The following is a 19135-nucleotide window of genomic DNA, read 5'->3' on the forward strand; positions in this document are numbered from 1 at the left end:
GTCCCAAAAAACGTTCATTTCAGTATACGTGGATACGTAGTGAATTTAGACCATAAGTATGAAAAAGGAATGAAAAAAATTAAAGGGTGAGAAAAATGAAAGAACCAAAGATTGGTTTAGCACTTGGGTCTGGAGGAGCGAAAGGGTTTGCTCATATTGGTGTAATAAAGGTTTTAAGGGAAGCCGGTATCCCTATTCACATGATTGCAGGAAGTAGTATGGGGGCGCTAATAGGTACGTTTTATGCGGCAAGTAGTAACGTTGAAAGATTGTATAAATTGGCATCTGTTTTTAAGCGGAAGTATTATTTAGATTTCACGGTACCGAAAATGGGATTTATTGCTGGAAAACGTGTCAAAGATATGATTAAAATGTTTACATATAATAAAAATTTAGAAGAGTTAGATATCCCGACGGCTGTTGTGGCTACTGACATATTGAAGGGGGAAAAAGTGGTTTTTACAAGTGGGCCAGTTGCAGATGCGGTGAGGGCTAGCATATCTGTTCCTGGAGTGTTTGTACCAGAAAAAATAGATGGAAGATTATTAGTGGATGGTGGAGTCATTGATCGCATCCCAGTATCGGTTGTGAAAGAGTTAGGGGCCGATATTGTTATCGCTGTTGATGTATCTCCAATTAAGGTGAATGGCGATGTTACGTCCATTTATGACGTAATCATGCAAAGTATTGAAATTATGCAGCATGAGCTTGTAATGAATCGGCAAATTGCATCGGATTTAATGATGCGACCAGCTGTAGAGCAATTTAGTTCACGTGCTTTTACAAACATTGAAGACATTATTCGAGTTGGAGAAGTAGAAGCAGAAAAACATGTTTCAAATATTTATTTATTAATTGAGCAGTGGAAGGAGAAACATAATGTTTAAGCGTTTTCGGTTTATATATGCAATCTTAATAGGGGTTATATTGGCGATGTTACTTGTTTACGTACGTTTACCGTATTATGTAACAAAACCAGGAATGGCTGCCAAATTAGAGCCTTATGTTCAAGTTGAGGGTGGAACGAAAGAATCTGGTGATTTTATGCTTGTTACGGTTTCAATGGGACCAGCAAATGTGGTGAATTTAATAGCGGCACAGTTTAATAAATATACACATATTTCGAAAGCGGAAGAAATATTGCAAAAAGGTGAGAGTGATGAAGAATATCAATTTCGCCAAAATTATGCGATGAAAGATTCGCAAAATGCAGCAATTTATAATGCATATAAACGTGCAAATCGCTCAGTATCTTTTGAAAATAAAGGTGTATTAGTTGCTGGTGTGGCAAAAGGAATGCCGTCAGAAGGAAAGCTTAAGCTTGGTGATGTTATTATAGCTGTTGACGGAAAAACATTTGAAAAGACGGAGCAATTTATTGAATATATGACAGGGAAAAAAGAAAACGATGCTGTAAGTATTGAGTACATGAGAAATGGAAAACAATTGAAAGAGAATTTAAATGTAAAGGCGATTCCTAATGGGAATGGACGTGTCGGTATAGGTGTTTCTATCGTTACGGAAAGAGAATTAGTGGTCGATCCGAAAGTGAAAATTAATTCTCATGAAATTGGTGGACCATCCGCAGGTTTAATGTTCACATTAGAAATATATAATCAACTTGTGGAAGAAGACTTAACGAAAGGACATGAAATAGCTGGAACAGGTACAATTAATGAAAAAGGAGAAGTGGGCCCAATTGGTGGTATAAATCAAAAAGTGGTGGCTGCTAGCGATGCGGGGGCTGAAGTGTTCTTTGCGCCAAATGAAAAAGGTGCGGAGAAATCGAACTATAAAGATGCACTTGAGACTGCAAAGGATATTAAAACAAAAATGAAAATTGTACCAGTAGATACGCTGGATGATGCGTTAACATATTTAGAAAAGATGGATAAGGAAAAAACCTCTCTGAAATAGAGAGGTTTTTATAGGAATTTTGTAGTTGTTTCATCATAGCGAATAGGATGGTGTGTTATATCCTGTTTTAATAGTTGTGTGCGTAACGGTTCGTGCATGATGGAGAAATATACAGAGTTTGCTTTTTTCTCTATATCTAAAGCGGCATGGTCGAATGTTTTTGTATGAGTAAGGAATGGAAGTTCGATTTTTTTCTTGTTTTTTGAAAGGTAAGTTTGTCCTTTTTGTGACATGCCTAGCAGGCGAATATATGGTGCGTGTTGTTCTATATTTGCGCTACGTATTTCTTCTTTTGTTGTGTTTGTTAAAATGTGTGTACAAGCTCTTTGTAATCTAGTCCATGTATAACGTTTTGTTTTTAATGCTTCCATGAATGAATAGAAGGAGGAACTATTTTGTATTTTTGATAAAATACGATGCTCTAAACCTTCTTCTATTTCATATATATGTCGTAAGTCCCCTGGAGACATCGTCATGAGTCTATATTTAAAAAATGAAAAGTATTGTTCCCAATTATGTAATATCCCGTAGTTTTGTTTGTAATTTGCTAAAAGCGAAGTGGTTGCCTGTGGGAGAAAAGGTTTAATTGTTGTAAATGATCCTTCTTCGCTAAAGAGTTGTTTTCGGATGCTTGTTGCGCTTGCAATATGTTGGTCATTAAATGTTTCATCATGATAATGAGAGGCAAATCTTTTTATAGTTTGAGCTTGTATAGAGCTATTTTGTGACAGAATTGCTTTCATATATTGGAAGCCTAAAATATTATTTGGTTGTGACATATCTATGTTTTTTTCAGATGTTAAAATGTGTGAGAAAGCATCCGATGTTGCTTTTGCATAACTATTACCAGCGTCCATGAATTGTTTTACAAGGTAGTTAAAAGTCTCTTCTTCGTTTTTTTGTACGGAGATGGTATTATAAAAATTTTCGATTTGTCCATCCTCACTACCGAAACAAATTTCAGAAACACGTAGGGCATTTAAAATGGAAATAGCACCATTTGCGAAGGTTTCAGCCTTTTGTGTTGCAAAGACGTATGGAAGCTCTACAACAAGGTCTACGCCGTTTGCTAAGGCCATTTTAGTGCGATACCATTTGGAAATGAGTGCGGGCTCACCACGCTGTAAAAAAGGACCACTCATAACGGCAATTATTATATCAGATTGTGTTAACTTTTTTGTCTGTTGCACATGATAAAGATGACCGTTATGAAAAGGGTTATATTCAACAACAATACCACCAGCTTTTATGGTAATCTCTCCTTTCGATGTAGCATCTTTTTGAAAAACGTGATACTCTATATATTATTTACTATGATGACTTCATTATAGTGTAAAGAAAAAACATTGACAAATATAAAATGGCTAGCTATAATTTTGTTTGTTGCCTTGAGGTGATATGATATGAAATGGTCCATCCATCAATTGAATAAATTGAGAAATAAAGGATTGACATTGGATGAGATGGTAGATGTAAGTGAGCTAAAAGAGGTCGAGAAAGATATTCGTGAAATTAATCCTGTTCATGTAACGGGAAGAGTTGATTTTGGCTCCGGTAAGTTTACGTTTCATCTACATATAACTGGAAGCATGGTTTTACCATGTTCTCGCTCTTTAGTAGATGTGACATTACCATTTGACATTAAAACAACTGAGGTGTTCCAAACTTCACAAGAAGAATTTGAAACTGAAGCTGAAATTCATTCTTTAGAAGGAGAAGTACTTGACTTACTGCCCGTAATCAAGGAAAATATACTTTTGGAGATTCCAATGCAAATTTTCAGTGATGATGTTTCTGGTGGAGCACCGACGCAAGGTCAAGACTGGCAAGTGATTTCGGAAGAAGACAAAGAAAAGACTGTTGATCCAAGATTGGCAGGACTTGCAAAGTTTTTTGACAAATAATCGGAAGACTGGTTCAGGCCTTCATATGAAAATAACTATTTCTTTTAAGGAGGTGGGAAGAATGGCTGTACCTTTTAGAAGAACTTCTAAAACAGTAAAAAGAAAGCGTCGTACGCATTTCAAATTATCAGTACCTGGTATGGTAGAGTGCCCAAGCTGTGGTGAAGCGAAATTAGCTCACCGTGTATGTAAAGCATGCGGTACTTACAAAGGTAAAGAAGTAATCAGCAAGTAATTGCGGGAAAATAAACGCAGAAGATATCTTCTGCGTTTATTTTTTTTTGTCTTAATCTTTAGTTGTTGTATTCTATCTTTTCTAGTAACTGCATATGCTTAATAAAAAATGCATAGGGAGGACTAGAGAGATGGCGACAACAAGACAAGATGCTTGGACTGATGATGAAGATTTGCTTCTGGCAGAAGTAGTACTCCGGCATATTCGAGAAGGTGGAACACAACTTTCTGCCTTTAAGGAAGTGGGGAAAAATTTATCTCGTACACCAGCAGCATGTGGGTTTAGATGGAATTCTTACGTAAGAAAGCAATATAAAGAACGTATTGAGGAAGCAAAGCAACTTCGTAAAGTAGAAAATTATGAAGTGAAAGAGACAAAGGTGTTAGAACCTACGTCAATTACGTTGAATGATGTTATTGATTTCTTGCAAAATTATAAAGATGAAAACTCTTTAACGGTGTTGCAACAACAAGTTGAATCATTACAAACAGAAAGAGAGCGTCTTCTAGAGCGATTATCAGTATATGAAGAAGAGTATAGAACACTACTTGATTATATCGATCAAAAAAGAAGTGTAATGGTAGCGGAAAGAAACAATGCTCGCTCGAATGAGAAGTTAGAGAAGCTTAAGAAATAAAAAACAGCTGTTATACAGCTGTTTTTTTATTTCTTAAGCCGATTCTTCGTTTGTAACCGCATTCAAATTTGCTTCTGGCTGCCAAATATAAAAATCTCCATCAGTTACTGATACGGGGTTGAAATTTAATTTATCCCAAAAACCAGCTGAATGAATACGTGCTATCGTTTTAATAGGAAATTGCATTTGTTTCGCATGATTTACAAGCATTTGCCCGAATCCTTGTTTTTGAAAAGTTGGTAATACTTCAAGTTTATAAAGTTCTAGGTAGGGACCTGTAATTTCGAATGGTTCTCCACCGTTTCTTTTCATATATAGACTCATACGTGCGATTAGTGATCCGCCATAATAAATACCGTAAAATGGAGATTCACTGTCGTTTTCAATAATGTTTGCTTGTAATTCTTCCAGCATAGATAGTTCCTGGGCTCCGCACCCTTTAAATTTTTTGAATTCATCTAACGTTTTATAATTGATGAGCAAGCGCTCAACTTTTGGGAATCCCATTACATCACATCCTTTTCTTGTCTCGTTGAATGCAGAAAAGTAAAAATATTTATAATAATAGTATAACTCATTTTTTTATTTTTATGAAGAAGATAGTATATTTCTTTTTTTATTTTTTTGAGGATTTGCTAAACTAAGAGTAGAAGCGTATTAATAGGTGGTACATACATAGTGAAAAATGAGAGTATATTTGTTGGGCAGAGGACAGCGGAATTATAGGGCGTACTCAGGTGCTTTAAAAAGATATAAAGGGGGGGAAGGCAAGGGCACTTAGTGTGAATTCCTTGTGTGAAAATGAAAATTGGAATTGTCGGACCAGGTGCTATTGGTCTATTGTATACATTTTATTTACAAAAAAATAACCAAGATGTTACGTTGTTTACAAGAACAGCTAAGCAAGCTGAAGAATTAAATGAAACAGGTGTAACTTGTATTAGAGATGGAAGATGTGAAACAGTATATCCATCTGTTTTACCGATAGAAAGTATGGTAGCGCAAAATTTAGATTATATATTTATTGCTGTGAAGCAATATCATATAGATGACGTACTACCGTTTGTGGAAGGGGCATCATCATTAATCTTTTTGCAAAACGGAATGTCGCATCTTCAAAAGATGCTGAACATAGGGAGTAAAAATATAGCTGTTGGTATTGTAGAACATGGTGCGAAAAAAGAGGGAGGGCATATCGTTCATCATACTGGGATAGGGATAACAAAATTTGGAGTGGTTTGTGGTCAATCTATACATTTGAAAAAAATATTCAATTATTTTCCTTTTGCTTATTTTCCAGTTCAAATAGAAACGGATTGGGAAGAGATTATGCATAAAAAATTAGTAGTAAATGTATGTATCAATCCGTTGACAGCACTATTGGGAGTTAAGAATGGTGAATTAATCACGAATCGTTTTTTTTATCAAATGATGGAGCAAGTGTTTCAGGAGGCAGCATTTCTTATTAGAGGAGAAAAAGAAATGGTATGGCAAATGGTACGAAATGTGTGTGAAGGAACGTCTCGTAATACATCTTCTATGCTAGCGGATGTAAGAGCGAGTAGACAGACGGAAATTAATGCGATTGTTGGATATGTATTAGAAGAAGCTAAGAAACAGCAACGACCAGTTCCGACACTTCAATTTTTGTTCGATGCAATAAAAGGTTTAGAAACAAGAGTATAAGTGTTATTCTTTGCTTTTACGTGAAACATTGACTACAATGTGGATTGGTGAGAGAACTGGATACGAAAGGAAGAATTATATGGAGATAAAAGAAATCTCTGTTCCGCAACAAGGTATTGTAGCGGACTATATGAACGGTAAAAAAGAGATACAGTCATGTTTTGATTATATGTTAACAGAAGATGCTTTTAAACAACGTTTACATGATTTGCGTGAAAGGGAGTTTTTCCGCCAAGATTTAGTAGCGCATTTATTAGAATATAATACAAAATTACAAGCGGGAGAATCTACACTTCAAAATGTAAAAGCGCTTGGAGATGAAAATACATATGTTGTTATAGCTGGACAACAAGCGGGGTTATTAACTGGACCGCTTTATACAATTCATAAAGTTATTTCAATTTTACAGCTTGCAAAGGAAAAGGAAGAAAGTTTAGGAGTTAAAGTTGTCCCTGTCTTCTGGATTGCGGGTGAAGACCATGATATGGATGAGATTAATCATACTTTTGTAGCGAAAAATAAAAAGATGAAAAAAACTATTTTTTATGACCGTAATCCGAAAAAGGCAAGTGCTTCTGAGTCTGAACTTTCTGTTGAAGATTGTAGAAATTGGATTGAAGAGATTTTTAAAACATACCCAGAAACAAATTTTACAAAAGATGTATTAAAATTTGTTGATGATGCTTTGAAAAAATCGAATACGTATGTAGATTTCTTTGCTCATCTTATTACGAAAATCTTTGCTAATTCTGGTTTAATCCTTGTTGATTCACATCATCCTGAATTAAGAAAGTTAGAAATTCCATTTTTCAAGCGAATTATAAGTAAGTATAAAGAGGTACAAGAGGGCCTTCGTAATCAGCAGGAAGTAATTAAAGAACTAGGATACAAACCGATTATTGAAACGAAGTCTCATGCAGTGCATATATTCATGGAAATAGATAATGAACGAGTATTGCTTGAAGAGCATCAAGGTAAGTTTGTTGGAAAGGATGGGGCGCATTCCTTTTCATACGAAGAGTTGATTGAAGAGATGGAGAGAAATCCGGCACGTTTTAGTAATAATGTTGTAACACGTCCTCTTATGCAAGAGTATGTATTTCCTACGCTCGCATTTATTGGAGGTCCAGGGGAATTAGCTTATTGGAGTGAATTACAACAAGTATTCCATACTGCCGGTTTTCAAATGCCACCTGTCGTTCCTCGTCTTACAATTACTTATGTGGAGAGAGATATAGCGACAGATTTATTCGATCTGCAATTGAGAGAAATTGATCCGTTTTTAAATGATGTCGATAAACTGCGTGAAAACTGGTTGTCTAATCAAATAGAGGAACCGATTGATGATCATTTTGAAAAGGCGAAAAAAGAAATTGCCGATATTCATACATCTTTACAGCAATTTGTAAAGAAAATAGAGCCAGGGTTAGGTGCGTTTGCAGGGAAAAACGAATTGAAAATTAATGAACAAATTGAACTGTTGGAAAGAATGTTGAAAAGAAATGTTGAGAAAAAGTATGAGGTTCAGCTAAATAAATTCCGCCGTATACAATTCGCACTTCGTCCATTAGGTGCACCGCAAGAACGTGTGTGGAATGTATGTTATTATTTAAATCAGTTTGGTTTGGATTTCGTTGATCGTGTAATGGAAAACCCTTTTTCTTGGGATGGAAAACATCATGTTATAAAACTATAAAATCTTGCTCTTTGGAGCAGGATTTTATTTTTATTCCGTTGAATTTACTGTGAAGTGATTTTTTTCTGAATTATCAATCAAAAAATGTTAGATATGGCAATTGTGTTGGATACTTAAATATATGACAAAATAGCACAAAATGTAAACGTATTATTCGCTTTTTCGACAGTTTTTTATTTAAATTCCCGCAAAAGATGATAAAATTTAGTATATAATAAAAGAAAATAGCGATTTGTATAGTATGTTGCCTTTGTTGGTAAGTTAAATGAGTCGTTCTTTCGTATTATTTCATTCTCTAAGCGTGAAATATGTGTTTAGAGGAAGGGATACATTCAACATAATTAATTGGAAAAAGAGTAGGTGCAACAATGTTTAAACACGTAACAGTGCTTTTAAAGGAAACAGTAGACGGCTTAGATATAAAGCCAGATGGTACATATGTAGATTGTACACTGGGGGGAGGAGGACATAGTTCTTATTTATTATCCCAATTAACCGAAGGTGGAAAATTAATAGCGTTTGATCAAGATGAGATAGCGATTCAAAACGCGAAAGAAAAGTTCTCTTCATACGGTGAACAGTTTATAACAGTAAAGAGTAACTTCCGTTATTTAGCTGAAAAACTGCAGGAAATAGGTATAACAGAAGTAGATGGTATTTTATTTGATTTAGGTGTTTCATCCCCACAATTAGATACACCAGAACGAGGCTTTAGTTATCATCATGATGCACCGCTAGATATGCGGATGGATCAAGATGCCCCATTAACAGCGTATGATGTTGTAAATAGCTGGTCATATGAACAACTTGTAAGGATTTTCTTCCAATACGGTGAAGAGAAATTTTCAAAACAAATTGCAAGAAAAATTGAAGCTTATCGTGAGAATAAAGCTATTGAAACGACAGGAGAATTAGTAGAGCTAATTAAAGAAGGTATTCCGGCTCCAGCTCGTAGAACGGGTGGGCATCCTGCTAAGCGAGTGTTTCAGGCAATTCGTATAGCTGTAAATGATGAATTAAAAGTATTTGAAGAAGCATTGGAATCTGCTATTGAGATGGTTAAGCCAGGTGGAAGAGTTAGTGTTATAACATTCCATTCATTAGAAGATCGTATTTGTAAAACAACGTTTAAGCGAAATAGTACAACGCCACAATTGCCGCCAGGATTACCGATTATTCCTGATGAATTTAAGCCGAAATTAAAGCTTATTACAAGAAAACCGATTTTACCTTCTGATATAGAGCTAGAAGAAAATAATCGTGCGCGTTCTGCGAAGTTGAGAATCGCTGAAAAACGATAAAAGGGAGAGAGAGGTATGACTAATTTAGCTGTAAAGTACAAACAACAAGCGCAAGAAGAGGTGCAAATTCAAACGCCCCCACAGCAGATGGCTAAGCCGAAGGTTAAAGCGAAAATTACAAGAATCGAAAAACTGTTGTATGTAGCGTTTATTGGCTTTTTATTGTATGCCTGTGTCGCGTTTATTGGAAATAAAGCAGGCCTTTATCAAGTTAATGTAGAAGCAGCGACGATAGAAGAAAAAATTGTACAGCAGCAAAAAGAAAATCAAGAATTACAAGCTGAAGTAGAGAAGTTAAGTCGCTATGAACGAATCGCTGAAGTTGCAAAAAAACACGGGCTAGAAATTAATGCGAATAATGTGAAAGGCCTCAAATAAGGCAATAGGTGTGAAGGAACGATGAAGAAGAATATGACTAAATTTCATACCAATAAGGGAGCAGGTTATTTTATGATATTTTTCCTCCTGCTCTTTTTGCTGTTATTAGCCCGATTTTTTTACATACAATCAACAGGAACAGTTCATAATCAGGATTTAGATGCACTTGCTAAACAAAAGCATAGTAAAAAAGGAGTTCTTGAAGCGAACCGAGGAACCATTTATGATCAAAACGGTCATGTGTTAGCGCAAGACGCAAACTCTTACAAAATGGTAGCTGCACTAAAAGGTGCTAACTCAGTTGAGAATAAAGAAGATACTGCAAAGAAAATTGCAGGAGTACTTGGAAAAGGCGAAGAGGATATTTTAGCTTCTTTAAATAAGGAAGGTAGAAGTCAAGTCGAATTTGGAACGTTAGGCAAGGATTTGACGAAAGAAAAGAAAGAACAAATAGAAGCGTTGAAGTTGCCGGGGATATCTTTTATTACAGAAAATGCAAGGGTGTATCCAAACGGTGATTTTGCATCTTACGTTATAGGTCATGCAAAACCAAATGAGAATGGAACCTCGGTAGGTCAATTTGGCATAGAGAAAAGCTTGGATAAATACTTAAGTGCCTCGAACGGAGAAGTAGCATATACAGGTGATCGTAAAGGTGTGTCCCTTGATGGGGGAAAAGTTAATGTAAAGGCACCTAAAAATGGAGATAACGCTTATTTAACAATCGATCAACGTGTCCAAAGTTATTTAGAAGACGCGATGAAAGCAGCAAGTAAGCAATATGAGCCAGAAAGTTTAATAGGGATTGTTGCAGATCCGAAAACTGGGAAAATATTAGCGATGTCTACTAAACCTAGTTATGACCCTAATGATCGTCAAATTAAATATTTCTTCAATGACGCGATTGCCAATGCATTTGAACCTGGATCAACAATGAAAATTTTCACGTTAGCGGCAGCTATTAATGAAGGTGTGTACAAAGGCCAAGATTATTATCAGTCCGGGACATATCAAGTTGGAAATAGGAAAATAAAAGATCATAACGGTGGTGCTGGTTGGGGCTCTATCACGTTTGATGAAGGGGTAGAGCGTTCTTCAAACGTAGCGTTTGCAATTTTAGGAGATCAAAAACTTGGTCCAGAACGTTTCCGAAAATATATTCATAGTTTTGGATTAGATGAAAAAACGAACATTGATTTATCAGGTGAAGGATCGAATACAATTTTATTTGATCAGCAAATACAACAAGTGACAACAGCTTTTGGACAAGGTTCCACTGTAACACCAATTCAGCTTGTACAAGCTGCAACGGCCATTGCAAATGATGGGAAAATGATGAAACCTTATGCAATTGATAAAATTGTAGATCCGATAACAGACAAAGTAAAATTAGAACATAAGCCAGAAGAAGTAGGAAAACCTGTTACAAAGGAAACAGCAGCGCAAGTAAGACAATTATTAGAACGTGTTGTGACATCTCCGAAAGGTACAGGGACAGCTTATAAAATTGATGGATATTCAGTTGGTGGTAAAACAGGTACAGCGCAAATTCCGGATGGAAAAGGCGGCTATATGACAGGGAGACAGAATTATATATTCTCATTCTTAGGTATGGCACCAATGGACGATCCACAACTTGTTGTGTATGTAGCTGTTAAACAGCCTAAATTAAAAGATGATGAGAACGGTGCACAACCGTTAGCTGATATTTTTAAATATGTAACAAAAAATAGTTTAGAGTATTTAAAGATTAAGCCAAATGAAGTGAAAGATCCGAAAAAACATCTGAAAGAACAACAAACTACTGTTCCGGATGTAAATGGTAAAACGATGGCTGAAGCGGGGAAAGCGATTGATAAAGCAAAACTTCGTCCAATCGTACTAGGTGAAGGGAAAGTACAGCAACAAGTACCAAAAGCGACTGAACAAACATTAAAAGGCGACCGAGTCTTCTTGGTAGGAGATAAGCCTACAATGCCAAATATACAAGGATGGGCACTGCGTGATGTTATGAATTTAGCGAAGACATTACAGCTTAACTTGAAACCTTCTGGTACAGGATACGTAACAGAACAAAGTGTGGCGGAAGGAACATTATTACAACCTGGTACAGAATTAGGTGTCACACTCGTACCGCCACTCGAACCACAGCAAGAAGCAGAAAAGCCGTAATGGTAAAAGAGAATAAGTTCTAATTAAATAAGTACAAGCATATATTGGAACAAGCTAGGCGTAAGGGAGGCTTGTTCCAATATGCGTGTATCAAATGTAACAGTTAGAAAACGACTTATTTTTATACTTATATCAGGTATACTTATTTTCACGATTATCGATATTCGTCTTGGATATGTGCAATTTTTTCTTGGGAATATGTTAACGGATCGTGCGAAAGATTCATGGAGTCGTAATATTACTTTTGAACCCGAACGTGGGAAAATTTTAGACCGAAATGGTGTGGAACTTGCCACGAATAAAAGTGCTCCAACTGTCTTTGTTGTACCGAGGCAAATTGAAAAACCAGCGGAGACTGCAGAGAAGTTAGCTGCAGTATTAGGTGTGGAAAAAGATGAGATTTATAAAAGGATTACAAAAAAAGAATCGATTGTAAGGTTAGATAAAGGCGGAAGGAAAATATCACATGACAAAGCGAAAGAAGTACGAGGATTAAGTCTGAAGGGCGTGTATATCGCAGAGGATTCTATCCGGTACTATCCATTTGGAAACTTTTTATCACATGTATTAGGTTTTGCAGGTAGCGATAACCAAGGTCTTATGGGACTAGAAAAATATTATGATAAAGAGCTAAATGGGGACAAAGGTCATGTGCGTTTTTTTGCAGATGCGAAAGGACAAAGGATGCCTAATGTTGGTGATGATTTCAAAAAGCCAGAAGCCGGTTTAAATTTAGGATTAACAATCGATGCGCGTATTACAAGGATTATGGAAAGAGAAATGAATATTGCGGAGTCAACTTATAATCCTGACGGTATGATTGCGATTGCAATGAACCCTAAAAATGGTGAAGTTTTAGGGATGTCTAGTCGACCGAGTTTTGACCCAGCGGATTTTCAAAGTGTCTCTCCAGAAGTGTATAACAGAAATCTACCTGTATGGAGTACGTATGAGCCTGGTTCAACATTTAAGATCATTACATTAGCTGCAGCATTGAATGAAAATTTAGTAGACTTAGAGAAGGATACGTTTTATGATGATGGAGCAGCTGAAGTAGGTGGAGCTAGATTGAAATGCTGGAAAGCAGGAGGTCATGGCAGTCAAACGTTTTTAGAAGTCGTTCAAAACTCATGTAACCCGGGATTTATTGAACTTGGTGATCGCCTTGGTAAAGACCGATTATTTAAATACATTCGTAATTTTGGTTTTGGGCAGAAGACTGGAATTGACTTGCAAGGTGAAGGCAGTGGGATTTTATTTAATTTAGATAAAGTTGGTCCAGTAGAGCAAGCAACAACTTCATTCGGCCAAGGAGTTTCTGTTACGCCGATTCAACAAGTAGCAGCTGTAGCGGCGGCTGTAAATGGTGGAACATTGTATCAGCCGTATATAGCTAAGGAGTTTATTGATCCGAAAAATAATCAAGTTGTTAGTAAAAAGACACCTGTTGAGAAAAGAAAAGTTATTTCCAAGGAAACTTCAGAAAAAGTTCGTTATGCATTAGAGAATGTTGTAGCGAAAGGTTCTGGTAAAGGTGCTTATATTGATGGATATCGCGTAGGTGGAAAAACGGGTACTGCTCAAAAGGTGAAGGATGGTAAATATTTAGAGAATAATTATATAGTATCTTTTATCGGATTTGCTCCAGCGGATGATCCAGAGATTGTTGTGTATGTAGCTGTTGATAATCCAAAAGGGGTTACACAGTTTGGTGGAGTGGTAGCAGCTCCAATTGTCGGGAATATCCTTCGAGATGCGCTTCCTGTTATGGGAGTGAAACCGAGAAAAGAACAAGTTGAGAAAGAATATAAATGGGGCGATACACCAACTGTGGAAGTTCCGAATTTAATTGGAATGAAAAAGAAAGACTTACAAACACAACTCGTCGATTTGAAACTTGATATAAGTGGAGATGGAGAGAAAGTAATTAAACAATCACCAGAAGCGGGAGCTAAAGTAAAAGAAGGCTCAAAAATTAGAATTTACTTCGGGAATTAAAGGTAACATAGTACGTTTTATGGTACAATTGGTGGAAGTGAGTTCTTTATAGAACAGTTGCTTAATTTGAGACAGTAAGTGTCTCATTCATAAATAGGTCAGTAGCACTTACCTCCTTATATAGGAGGTAATGTGTTGCTTACTAAAAAAAGATAAATAAACAATGTAGAGAGGGTTTAGTGAAATGAAGTTGCATACACTTGTATCATGTTTGCATGATTTTCCAGTTGTTCCAAAAGAAAATCCAGAAATCACATCTATAGAAGCTGATTCACGTAAAGTGAAAGAGGGAAGCTTATTTGTATGTATGAAAGGATATACGGTTGATAGCCATGATTTTGCTAAGCAAGCAGCGGCACAAGGAGCGGCTGCTATTGTTGCGGAAAGACCAATTGATGTTGACGTTCCAGTTGTACTTGTGAAAAATACTTTTCGTTCGTTAGCGGTTTTAGCTGATTATTTTTATGGTCAACCGACACACAAGTTACATTTAATCGGAATTACAGGTACAAATGGAAAGACAACAACATCGCATATTATGGATGAGATTATGCGAGCACATGGTCATAAAACAGGGCTAATTGGAACGATTAATATGAAAATCGGTGATGAAACATTTGAGGTGAAAAATACAACACCAGATGCACTAACACTTCAACAGACGTTTTCAAAAATGGTTGAACAAGGTGTGGACAGCACGGTAATGGAAGTTTCGTCACATGCGTTAGATCTTGGTCGTGTACACGGATGTGATTACGATGTAGCGGTGTTTACGAATTTAACACAAGATCATTTAGACTATCATCAAACGATGGAAGAATATAAACATGCAAAAGGGTTACTATTTGCACAGCTTGGCAATAGTTATAATCATAATGGCGAAAAGTACGCTGTGCTGAATAGCGATGATAATGTAACAGAAGAGTATATGAGAAGTACTGCAGCAACAGTTGTAACATATGGTATTGATACAACAAGTGACATTATGGCAAAAAATATCGTTATGACGAGTGGCGGGACTACATTTACGCTTGTCACACCATATGAAAGTGTAAATGTTACGATGAAATTAATAGGTAAATTTAATGTATATAACGTACTTGCAGCAACAGCAGCAGGACTTGTTTCGGGTGTGAAATTAGAAACAATCATTGCTGTTATAAAAGAACTAGCTGGGGTTCCAGGGCGTTTTGAAGTTGTTGATGGAGGACAAAATTATACAGTTATTGTTGATTACGCACATACGCCGGATAGTTTAGAAAATGTATTAAAAACTGCAAAACAATTTGCAAAAGGTGATGTGTATTGTATCGTTGGTTGTGGCGGCGATAGGGACCGAACGAAGAGACCGATAATGGCAAGTGTTGCAACAAAATATGCAACTCATGCAATTTACACATCAGATAATCCAAGAAGTGAAGATCCAGCGGCTATTTTAGATGATATGGTACATGGTGCAAGTGGGAAAAATTATGAAGTGATTATTGATAGAAAAGAAGCGATACACCATGCAATCACTAAAGCGAAAGCAGATGATATCATTATTATTGCTGGTAAGGGTCATGAAACGTATCAAATTATTGGTAAAGAAGTTCATCATTTTGATGATCGTGAAGTTGCTAAAGAAGCAATTAAAGGGCGTTTAAGCAACGAAGAGTAACAACGTGAGAGGAGGACTACATGTGCTTGAGCAAGGTTTATTAGTAACGGCTGGGGTAGCATTCTTAATTTCTGTTGCCCTTTCGCCATTGTTTATTCCATTTTTAAGAAAATTAAAGTTCGGACAGAGTATTCGTGATGAAGGACCAAAGTCACATCAAAAAAAATCAGGGACACCAACAATGGGTGGTATCGTCATATACGTATCTATGATGGTAACTTCACTTATTATGGCGATTAAGTTTAATTATTTAGGTGCAGAGGTTTCGTTATTACTATTAGTGACGTTTGGTTACGGATTGATTGGATTTTTAGATGACTACATAAAGGTAGTTAAGAAGAGAAATCTTGGTTTAACATCAAAACAAAAATTAGTAGGTCAGCTTGTTATTGCTATTGCATTCTTTTTAATTGGAAAAGGGCAAGCGTTCCACACATACATCATGATTCCGGGAACGGATGTTAAGTTTGAATTAGGTTGGGCGTATTTCGTACTTGTACTATTTATGCTTATTGGTGGATCAAATGCAGTTAACTTAACTGACGGTTTAGATGGTTTATTATCAGGAACAGCTGCTATTGCATTTGGAGCATTTAGTATTATTGCTGTGGCACAAGAGCAATTTGGAGTGGCGATATTCTGTATGGCAGTTGTAGGAGCTGTACTTGGATTTTTAGTATTCAATGCGAATCCAGCAAAAGTGTTTATGGGAGATACAGGTTCATTAGCTTTAGGTGGAGCCATTGCAGCTGTAGCGATTTTATTAAAACAAGAATTGCTACTTGTAATTATCGGCGGAGTATTCGTAATGGAAACTTTATCGGTTATCATTCAGGTCATTTCATTTAAAACAACAGGAAAACGTGTCTTTAAAATGAGTCCATTACACCATCATTATGAATTATGTGGTTGGTCAGAGTGGCGTGTTGTTGTGACGTTTTGGTCTGCAGGATTTTTATTAGCTGTGTTAGGAATTTATATCGGGGTGTGGATGTAATTGAAAACTGTAACTGAATTTCAAAATAAGAATATTCTTGTATTAGGCATTGCAAAAAGTGGTTATGCAGCAGCTACATTGTTACAAAAGTTAGGGGCAAATGTTATTGTAAATGACGGAAAGCCTTTAGCAGAGAATGTACTTGCTGCAGAATTACAAGCAAAAGGAATGGACGTTGTATGCGGTGGTCATCCTTTAGAATTATTAGAGAGAAATATTTCTCTTGTAGTAAAAAATCCAGGAATCCCGTATTCTAATCCAATATTAGTTGCTGCGAAAGAAAAGCAAATTCCGATTGTTACGGAAGTTGAATTAGCATATCGTATTTCAGAAGCACCATTTGTTGGGATTACGGGGTCTAACGGTAAAACGACGACGACAATGCTGACATTTGAAATGCTAAAAGAAGGACAAAAGCATCCTGTAATTGCAGGGAACATTGGCACTGTAGCGTGTGAAGTAGCACAGGATGCAAAAGAAAATGAAGTTGTAGTTACAGAACTTTCATCATTTCAATTGATGGGAGTAGAATTGTTCCAACCTAAAATTGCTGCGTTTTTAAATTTATTTGAGGCCCACTTAGATTATCATGGGACGAAGAAAGAATATGGTTTAGCGAAAGCAAATATTTTTAAAAACCAAACAGAAAATGATTATAGTGTAATAAATGCGGATGATGCAGATGTGATGGCTTTGTCTGCGTATTCTAAAGGTCAAAAAATCCTGTTTTCGACAACGAAAGAAATTGAAGATGGCGCGTGTATAAAAGATAACGCTCTTTATTTCAAAGGTGAAAAAGTTGTTGAAGTAAGCGATATCGTTTTACCTGGTCAACATAATTTAGAAAATATTTTAGCTGCGATGAGTATTGCGAAATTATTAGGTACTTCTAATGAAGCAATTACGGTCGTGTTAAAACGTTTTACGGGTGTAAAACATCGTTTAGAATATGTAACAACGATTAACAACCGTAAGTTTTATAATGATTCAAAAGCAACGAATATGTTAGCGACTGAGAAAGCACTATCTGCGTTTACACAACCGATTGTGTTACTAGCAGGTGGGCTTGATCGCGGAAATGAATTCGATGATTTAATTCCGTATTTCAAAAATGTAAAAGCGATTGTAACATTTGGACAAACAGCTCCTAAACTAGTAAGAGCGGCAGAAAAAGCGGGATTAGATATAATTGAAAGTGTCGATACTTTAGATGAAGCAGTGGTGAAAGCTTATGCTCATTCTAAAGATGGCGATGTTGTTCTTCTTTCTCCAGCGTGTGCAAGCTGGGATCAATTTAAAACATTTGAAGAAAGAGGAGACATTTTTATACAAGCTGTGCATAAACTTATATAAAGTAAATCAAAACATCAGTAGGCTAACACCTACTGATGTTTTGTTACATAGGGCAAAAGGTTCTGCCTAAAGAGGTGGTGTTTGTGGGTAATGAAGAAAACGCCTGATTTTATTCTCATCATCGTAACACTTTCATTGTTGACAATCGGAATGATTATGGTTTATAGTGCGAGTGCAGTTTGGGCCTCTTATAAAATGGGGGACTCATTCTTTTTTGCAAAAAGACAATTACTGTTTGCGGGTCTTGGTGTAGTAGCTATGTTTTTTATTATGAAAATTGATTATTGGGTGTGGCGTACGTATTCAAAAGTGATTTTGCTAGTTTGCTTCATTCTTCTTATTCTCGTTCTTATTCCTGGAGTAGGTCTTGTTCGAGGAGGAGCACGAAGTTGGATTGGAATCGGAGCATTTTCGATTCAACCGTCAGAATTTATGAAGTTTGCGATGATTATTTTCTTGGCAAAGTTTTTAGCAGAACGGCAAAAATTGATTACATCTTTTAAACGTGGTTTATTACCGGCCCTTAGTTTTGTGTTTCTTGCTTTTGGGATGATTATGTTACAGCCAGACCTTGGGACAGGAACGGTAATGGTTGGGACATGTATCATTATGATATTCATTTCGGGAGCGAGAGTCTTTCACTTTGCAATGTTTGGTTTGATTGGTGTAGCAGGATTTGTAGGGTTAATTGCATCAGCACCGTATCGAATGAAACGCATTACATCATATTTAGATCCGTGGTCAGATCCGCTCGGGAGTGGATTTCAAATTATCCAATCATTACTTGCAATTGGACCTGGTGGATTATTTGGGCTTGGACTTGGACAAAGTAGACAAAAATTTCTTTATTTACCTGAACCACAAACTGACTTTATATTTGCGATCTTATCCGAGGAATTAGGTTTTATTGGTGGTTCATTTGTGTTATTATTATTTAGTCTATTATTATGGCGCGGGATTCGTATCGCATTAGGAGCGCCAGATTTATATGGTACGTTTTTAGCAGTAGGTATTGTGGCGATGATTGCGATTCAAGTAATGATTAATGTTGGTGTTGTAACAGGACTGATGCCTGTTACGGGTATTACCTTGCCGTTTTTAAGTTATGGTGGATCAAGTTTGACATTAATGTTAATGGCAGTAGGTGTATTATTAAATATAAGTCGCCATTCTCGCTACTAAACCCTGTTTATAAGACAGG

17 protein-coding genes are annotated in these 19135 nt (G+C 36.4%); 15 read left to right on the plus strand and 2 right to left on the minus strand.

What is annotated here, in order from left to right; translation table 11 throughout:
• Positions 1-95: 95 nt before the first annotated feature.
• Positions 96-887: a patatin-like phospholipase family protein gene (locus tag GBN78_RS02000; RefSeq protein WP_000662590.1), complete on the plus strand. Its 792-nt coding sequence runs from the start codon at positions 96-98 to the stop codon at positions 885-887.
• The gene (locus GBN78_RS02005) at positions 880-1917 is read left to right on the plus strand and encodes a SepM family pheromone-processing serine protease (protein WP_152126892.1); all 1038 of its coding nucleotides are present in this window, start codon (positions 880-882) and stop codon (positions 1915-1917) included. Before GBN78_RS02000 ends, GBN78_RS02005 begins: the two co-directional genes overlap by 8 nt.
• A gap of 8 nt (positions 1918-1925) precedes the next feature.
• On the opposite strand, the gene GBN78_RS02010 is transcribed toward GBN78_RS02005, so the two are convergent.
• Positions 1926-3107, minus strand: a complete 1182-nt coding sequence (locus GBN78_RS02010; protein ID WP_242305197.1) for a nucleotidyltransferase — start codon at positions 3105-3107, stop codon at positions 1926-1928.
• 213 nt (positions 3108-3320) lie between these two features.
• Here GBN78_RS02010 and GBN78_RS02015 point away from each other — a divergent pair, with 213 nt between their 5' ends.
• The 3 genes from GBN78_RS02015 to GBN78_RS02025 all read left to right on the plus strand — a co-directional run bounded on the left by GBN78_RS02015 (position 3321) and on the right by GBN78_RS02025 (position 4693).
• Complete coding sequence (locus GBN78_RS02015) at positions 3321-3821, plus strand: YceD family protein (RefSeq protein WP_000872149.1); 501 nt, start codon at positions 3321-3323, stop codon at positions 3819-3821.
• Positions 3822-3882: 61 nt separating this feature from the next.
• Positions 3883-4056, plus strand: a complete 174-nt coding sequence (gene rpmF, locus GBN78_RS02020; protein WP_001984764.1) for a 50S ribosomal protein L32 — start codon at positions 3883-3885, stop codon at positions 4054-4056.
• A gap of 130 nt (positions 4057-4186) precedes the next feature.
• Entirely contained in the window at positions 4187-4693 is a 507-nt protein-coding gene (locus GBN78_RS02025; protein ID WP_000246468.1) for an RsfA family transcriptional regulator, read from the plus strand.
• 33 nt (positions 4694-4726) lie between these two features.
• Here the strand turns inward: GBN78_RS02025 and GBN78_RS02030 are convergent, their stop codons facing one another.
• Positions 4727-5200, minus strand: a complete 474-nt coding sequence (locus tag GBN78_RS02030; protein ID WP_000506695.1) for an N-acetyltransferase — start codon at positions 5198-5200, stop codon at positions 4727-4729.
• Positions 5201-5494: 294 nt separating this feature from the next.
• Here GBN78_RS02030 and panE point away from each other — a divergent pair, with 294 nt between their 5' ends.
• From panE to spoVE, 10 genes are all read left to right on the plus strand, one after another.
• The gene (panE, locus tag GBN78_RS02035) at positions 5495-6379 is read left to right on the plus strand and encodes a 2-dehydropantoate 2-reductase (protein WP_000690047.1); all 885 of its coding nucleotides are present in this window, start codon (positions 5495-5497) and stop codon (positions 6377-6379) included.
• Positions 6380-6458: 79 nt separating this feature from the next.
• Complete coding sequence (bshC, locus tag GBN78_RS02040; RefSeq protein ID WP_098481108.1) at positions 6459-8075, plus strand: bacillithiol biosynthesis cysteine-adding enzyme BshC; 1617 nt, start codon at positions 6459-6461, stop codon at positions 8073-8075.
• Between the two features lie 368 nt (positions 8076-8443).
• Positions 8444-9376, plus strand: coding sequence for a 16S rRNA (cytosine(1402)-N(4))-methyltransferase RsmH (rsmH, locus tag GBN78_RS02045; RefSeq protein WP_000472508.1), 933 nt, complete (start codon positions 8444-8446; stop codon positions 9374-9376).
• Positions 9377-9391: 15 nt separating this feature from the next.
• A complete protein-coding gene (gene ftsL / locus GBN78_RS02050; RefSeq protein ID WP_000182804.1) occupies positions 9392-9754 on the plus strand; it encodes a cell division protein FtsL in 363 nt (120 codons plus the stop codon).
• 21 nt (positions 9755-9775) lie between these two features.
• Positions 9776-11926, plus strand: coding sequence for a penicillin-binding protein (locus GBN78_RS02055; protein WP_000739958.1), 2151 nt, complete (start codon positions 9776-9778; stop codon positions 11924-11926).
• Positions 11927-12007: 81 nt separating this feature from the next.
• Positions 12008-13924, plus strand: a complete 1917-nt coding sequence (locus GBN78_RS02060; protein ID WP_001266237.1) for a stage V sporulation protein D — start codon at positions 12008-12010, stop codon at positions 13922-13924.
• A 184-nt stretch (positions 13925-14108) separates the two neighbouring features.
• On the plus strand, positions 14109-15584 hold the full coding sequence (gene murE, locus GBN78_RS02065; RefSeq protein WP_000766319.1) for a UDP-N-acetylmuramoyl-L-alanyl-D-glutamate--2,6-diaminopimelate ligase: 1476 nt from the start codon (positions 14109-14111) through the stop codon (positions 15582-15584).
• 22 nt (positions 15585-15606) lie between these two features.
• Positions 15607-16581 carry a phospho-N-acetylmuramoyl-pentapeptide-transferase gene (gene mraY, locus GBN78_RS02070; RefSeq protein WP_000893060.1) on the plus strand — a complete coding sequence of 325 codons (975 nt, stop codon included), beginning with the start codon at positions 15607-15609 and terminating at the stop codon, positions 16579-16581.
• Positions 16582-17934 carry a UDP-N-acetylmuramoyl-L-alanine--D-glutamate ligase gene (gene murD, locus GBN78_RS02075; protein ID WP_000860116.1) on the plus strand — a complete coding sequence of 451 codons (1353 nt, stop codon included), beginning with the start codon at positions 16582-16584 and terminating at the stop codon, positions 17932-17934.
• A 90-nt stretch (positions 17935-18024) separates the two neighbouring features.
• Positions 18025-19116, plus strand: coding sequence for a stage V sporulation protein E (gene spoVE, locus GBN78_RS02080; RefSeq protein ID WP_000753520.1), 1092 nt, complete (start codon positions 18025-18027; stop codon positions 19114-19116).
• Positions 19117-19135: the final 19 nt, after the last annotated feature.

It is taken from the genome of Bacillus sp. B2-WWTP-C-10-Post-4 (assembly GCF_009183805.1).
Taxonomy (GTDB): domain Bacteria; phylum Bacillota; class Bacilli; order Bacillales; family Bacillaceae_G; genus Bacillus_A; species Bacillus_A cereus.

Excerpts from the sequence above, each read along its gene's own strand:
- bshC (WP_098481108.1), top strand. The coding sequence starts at position 6,459 with ATGGAGATAAAAGAAATCTCTGTTCCGCAACAAGGTATTGTAGCGGAC.
- spoVE (WP_000753520.1), top strand. The coding sequence starts at position 18,025 with ATGAAGAAAACGCCTGATTTTATTCTCATCATCGTAACACTTTCATTG.
- GBN78_RS02015 (WP_000872149.1), top strand. The coding sequence starts at position 3,321 with ATGAAATGGTCCATCCATCAATTGAATAAATTGAGAAATAAAGGATTG.
- ftsL (WP_000182804.1), top strand. The coding sequence starts at position 9,392 with ATGACTAATTTAGCTGTAAAGTACAAACAACAAGCGCAAGAAGAGGTG.
- murE (WP_000766319.1), top strand. The coding sequence starts at position 14,109 with ATGAAGTTGCATACACTTGTATCATGTTTGCATGATTTTCCAGTTGTT.
- panE (WP_000690047.1), top strand. The coding sequence starts at position 5,495 with ATGAAAATTGGAATTGTCGGACCAGGTGCTATTGGTCTATTGTATACA.
- GBN78_RS02060 (WP_001266237.1), top strand. The coding sequence starts at position 12,008 with ATGCGTGTATCAAATGTAACAGTTAGAAAACGACTTATTTTTATACTT.
- GBN78_RS02030 (WP_000506695.1), bottom strand. The coding sequence starts at position 5,200 with ATGGGATTCCCAAAAGTTGAGCGCTTGCTCATCAATTATAAAACGTTA.
- GBN78_RS02055 (WP_000739958.1), top strand. The coding sequence starts at position 9,776 with ATGAAGAAGAATATGACTAAATTTCATACCAATAAGGGAGCAGGTTAT.
- GBN78_RS02005 (WP_152126892.1), top strand. The coding sequence starts at position 880 with ATGTTTAAGCGTTTTCGGTTTATATATGCAATCTTAATAGGGGTTATA.
- rsmH (WP_000472508.1), top strand. The coding sequence starts at position 8,444 with ATGTTTAAACACGTAACAGTGCTTTTAAAGGAAACAGTAGACGGCTTA.
- rpmF (WP_001984764.1), top strand. The coding sequence starts at position 3,883 with ATGGCTGTACCTTTTAGAAGAACTTCTAAAACAGTAAAAAGAAAGCGT.
- GBN78_RS02025 (WP_000246468.1), top strand. The coding sequence starts at position 4,187 with ATGGCGACAACAAGACAAGATGCTTGGACTGATGATGAAGATTTGCTT.
- GBN78_RS02000 (WP_000662590.1), top strand. The coding sequence starts at position 96 with ATGAAAGAACCAAAGATTGGTTTAGCACTTGGGTCTGGAGGAGCGAAA.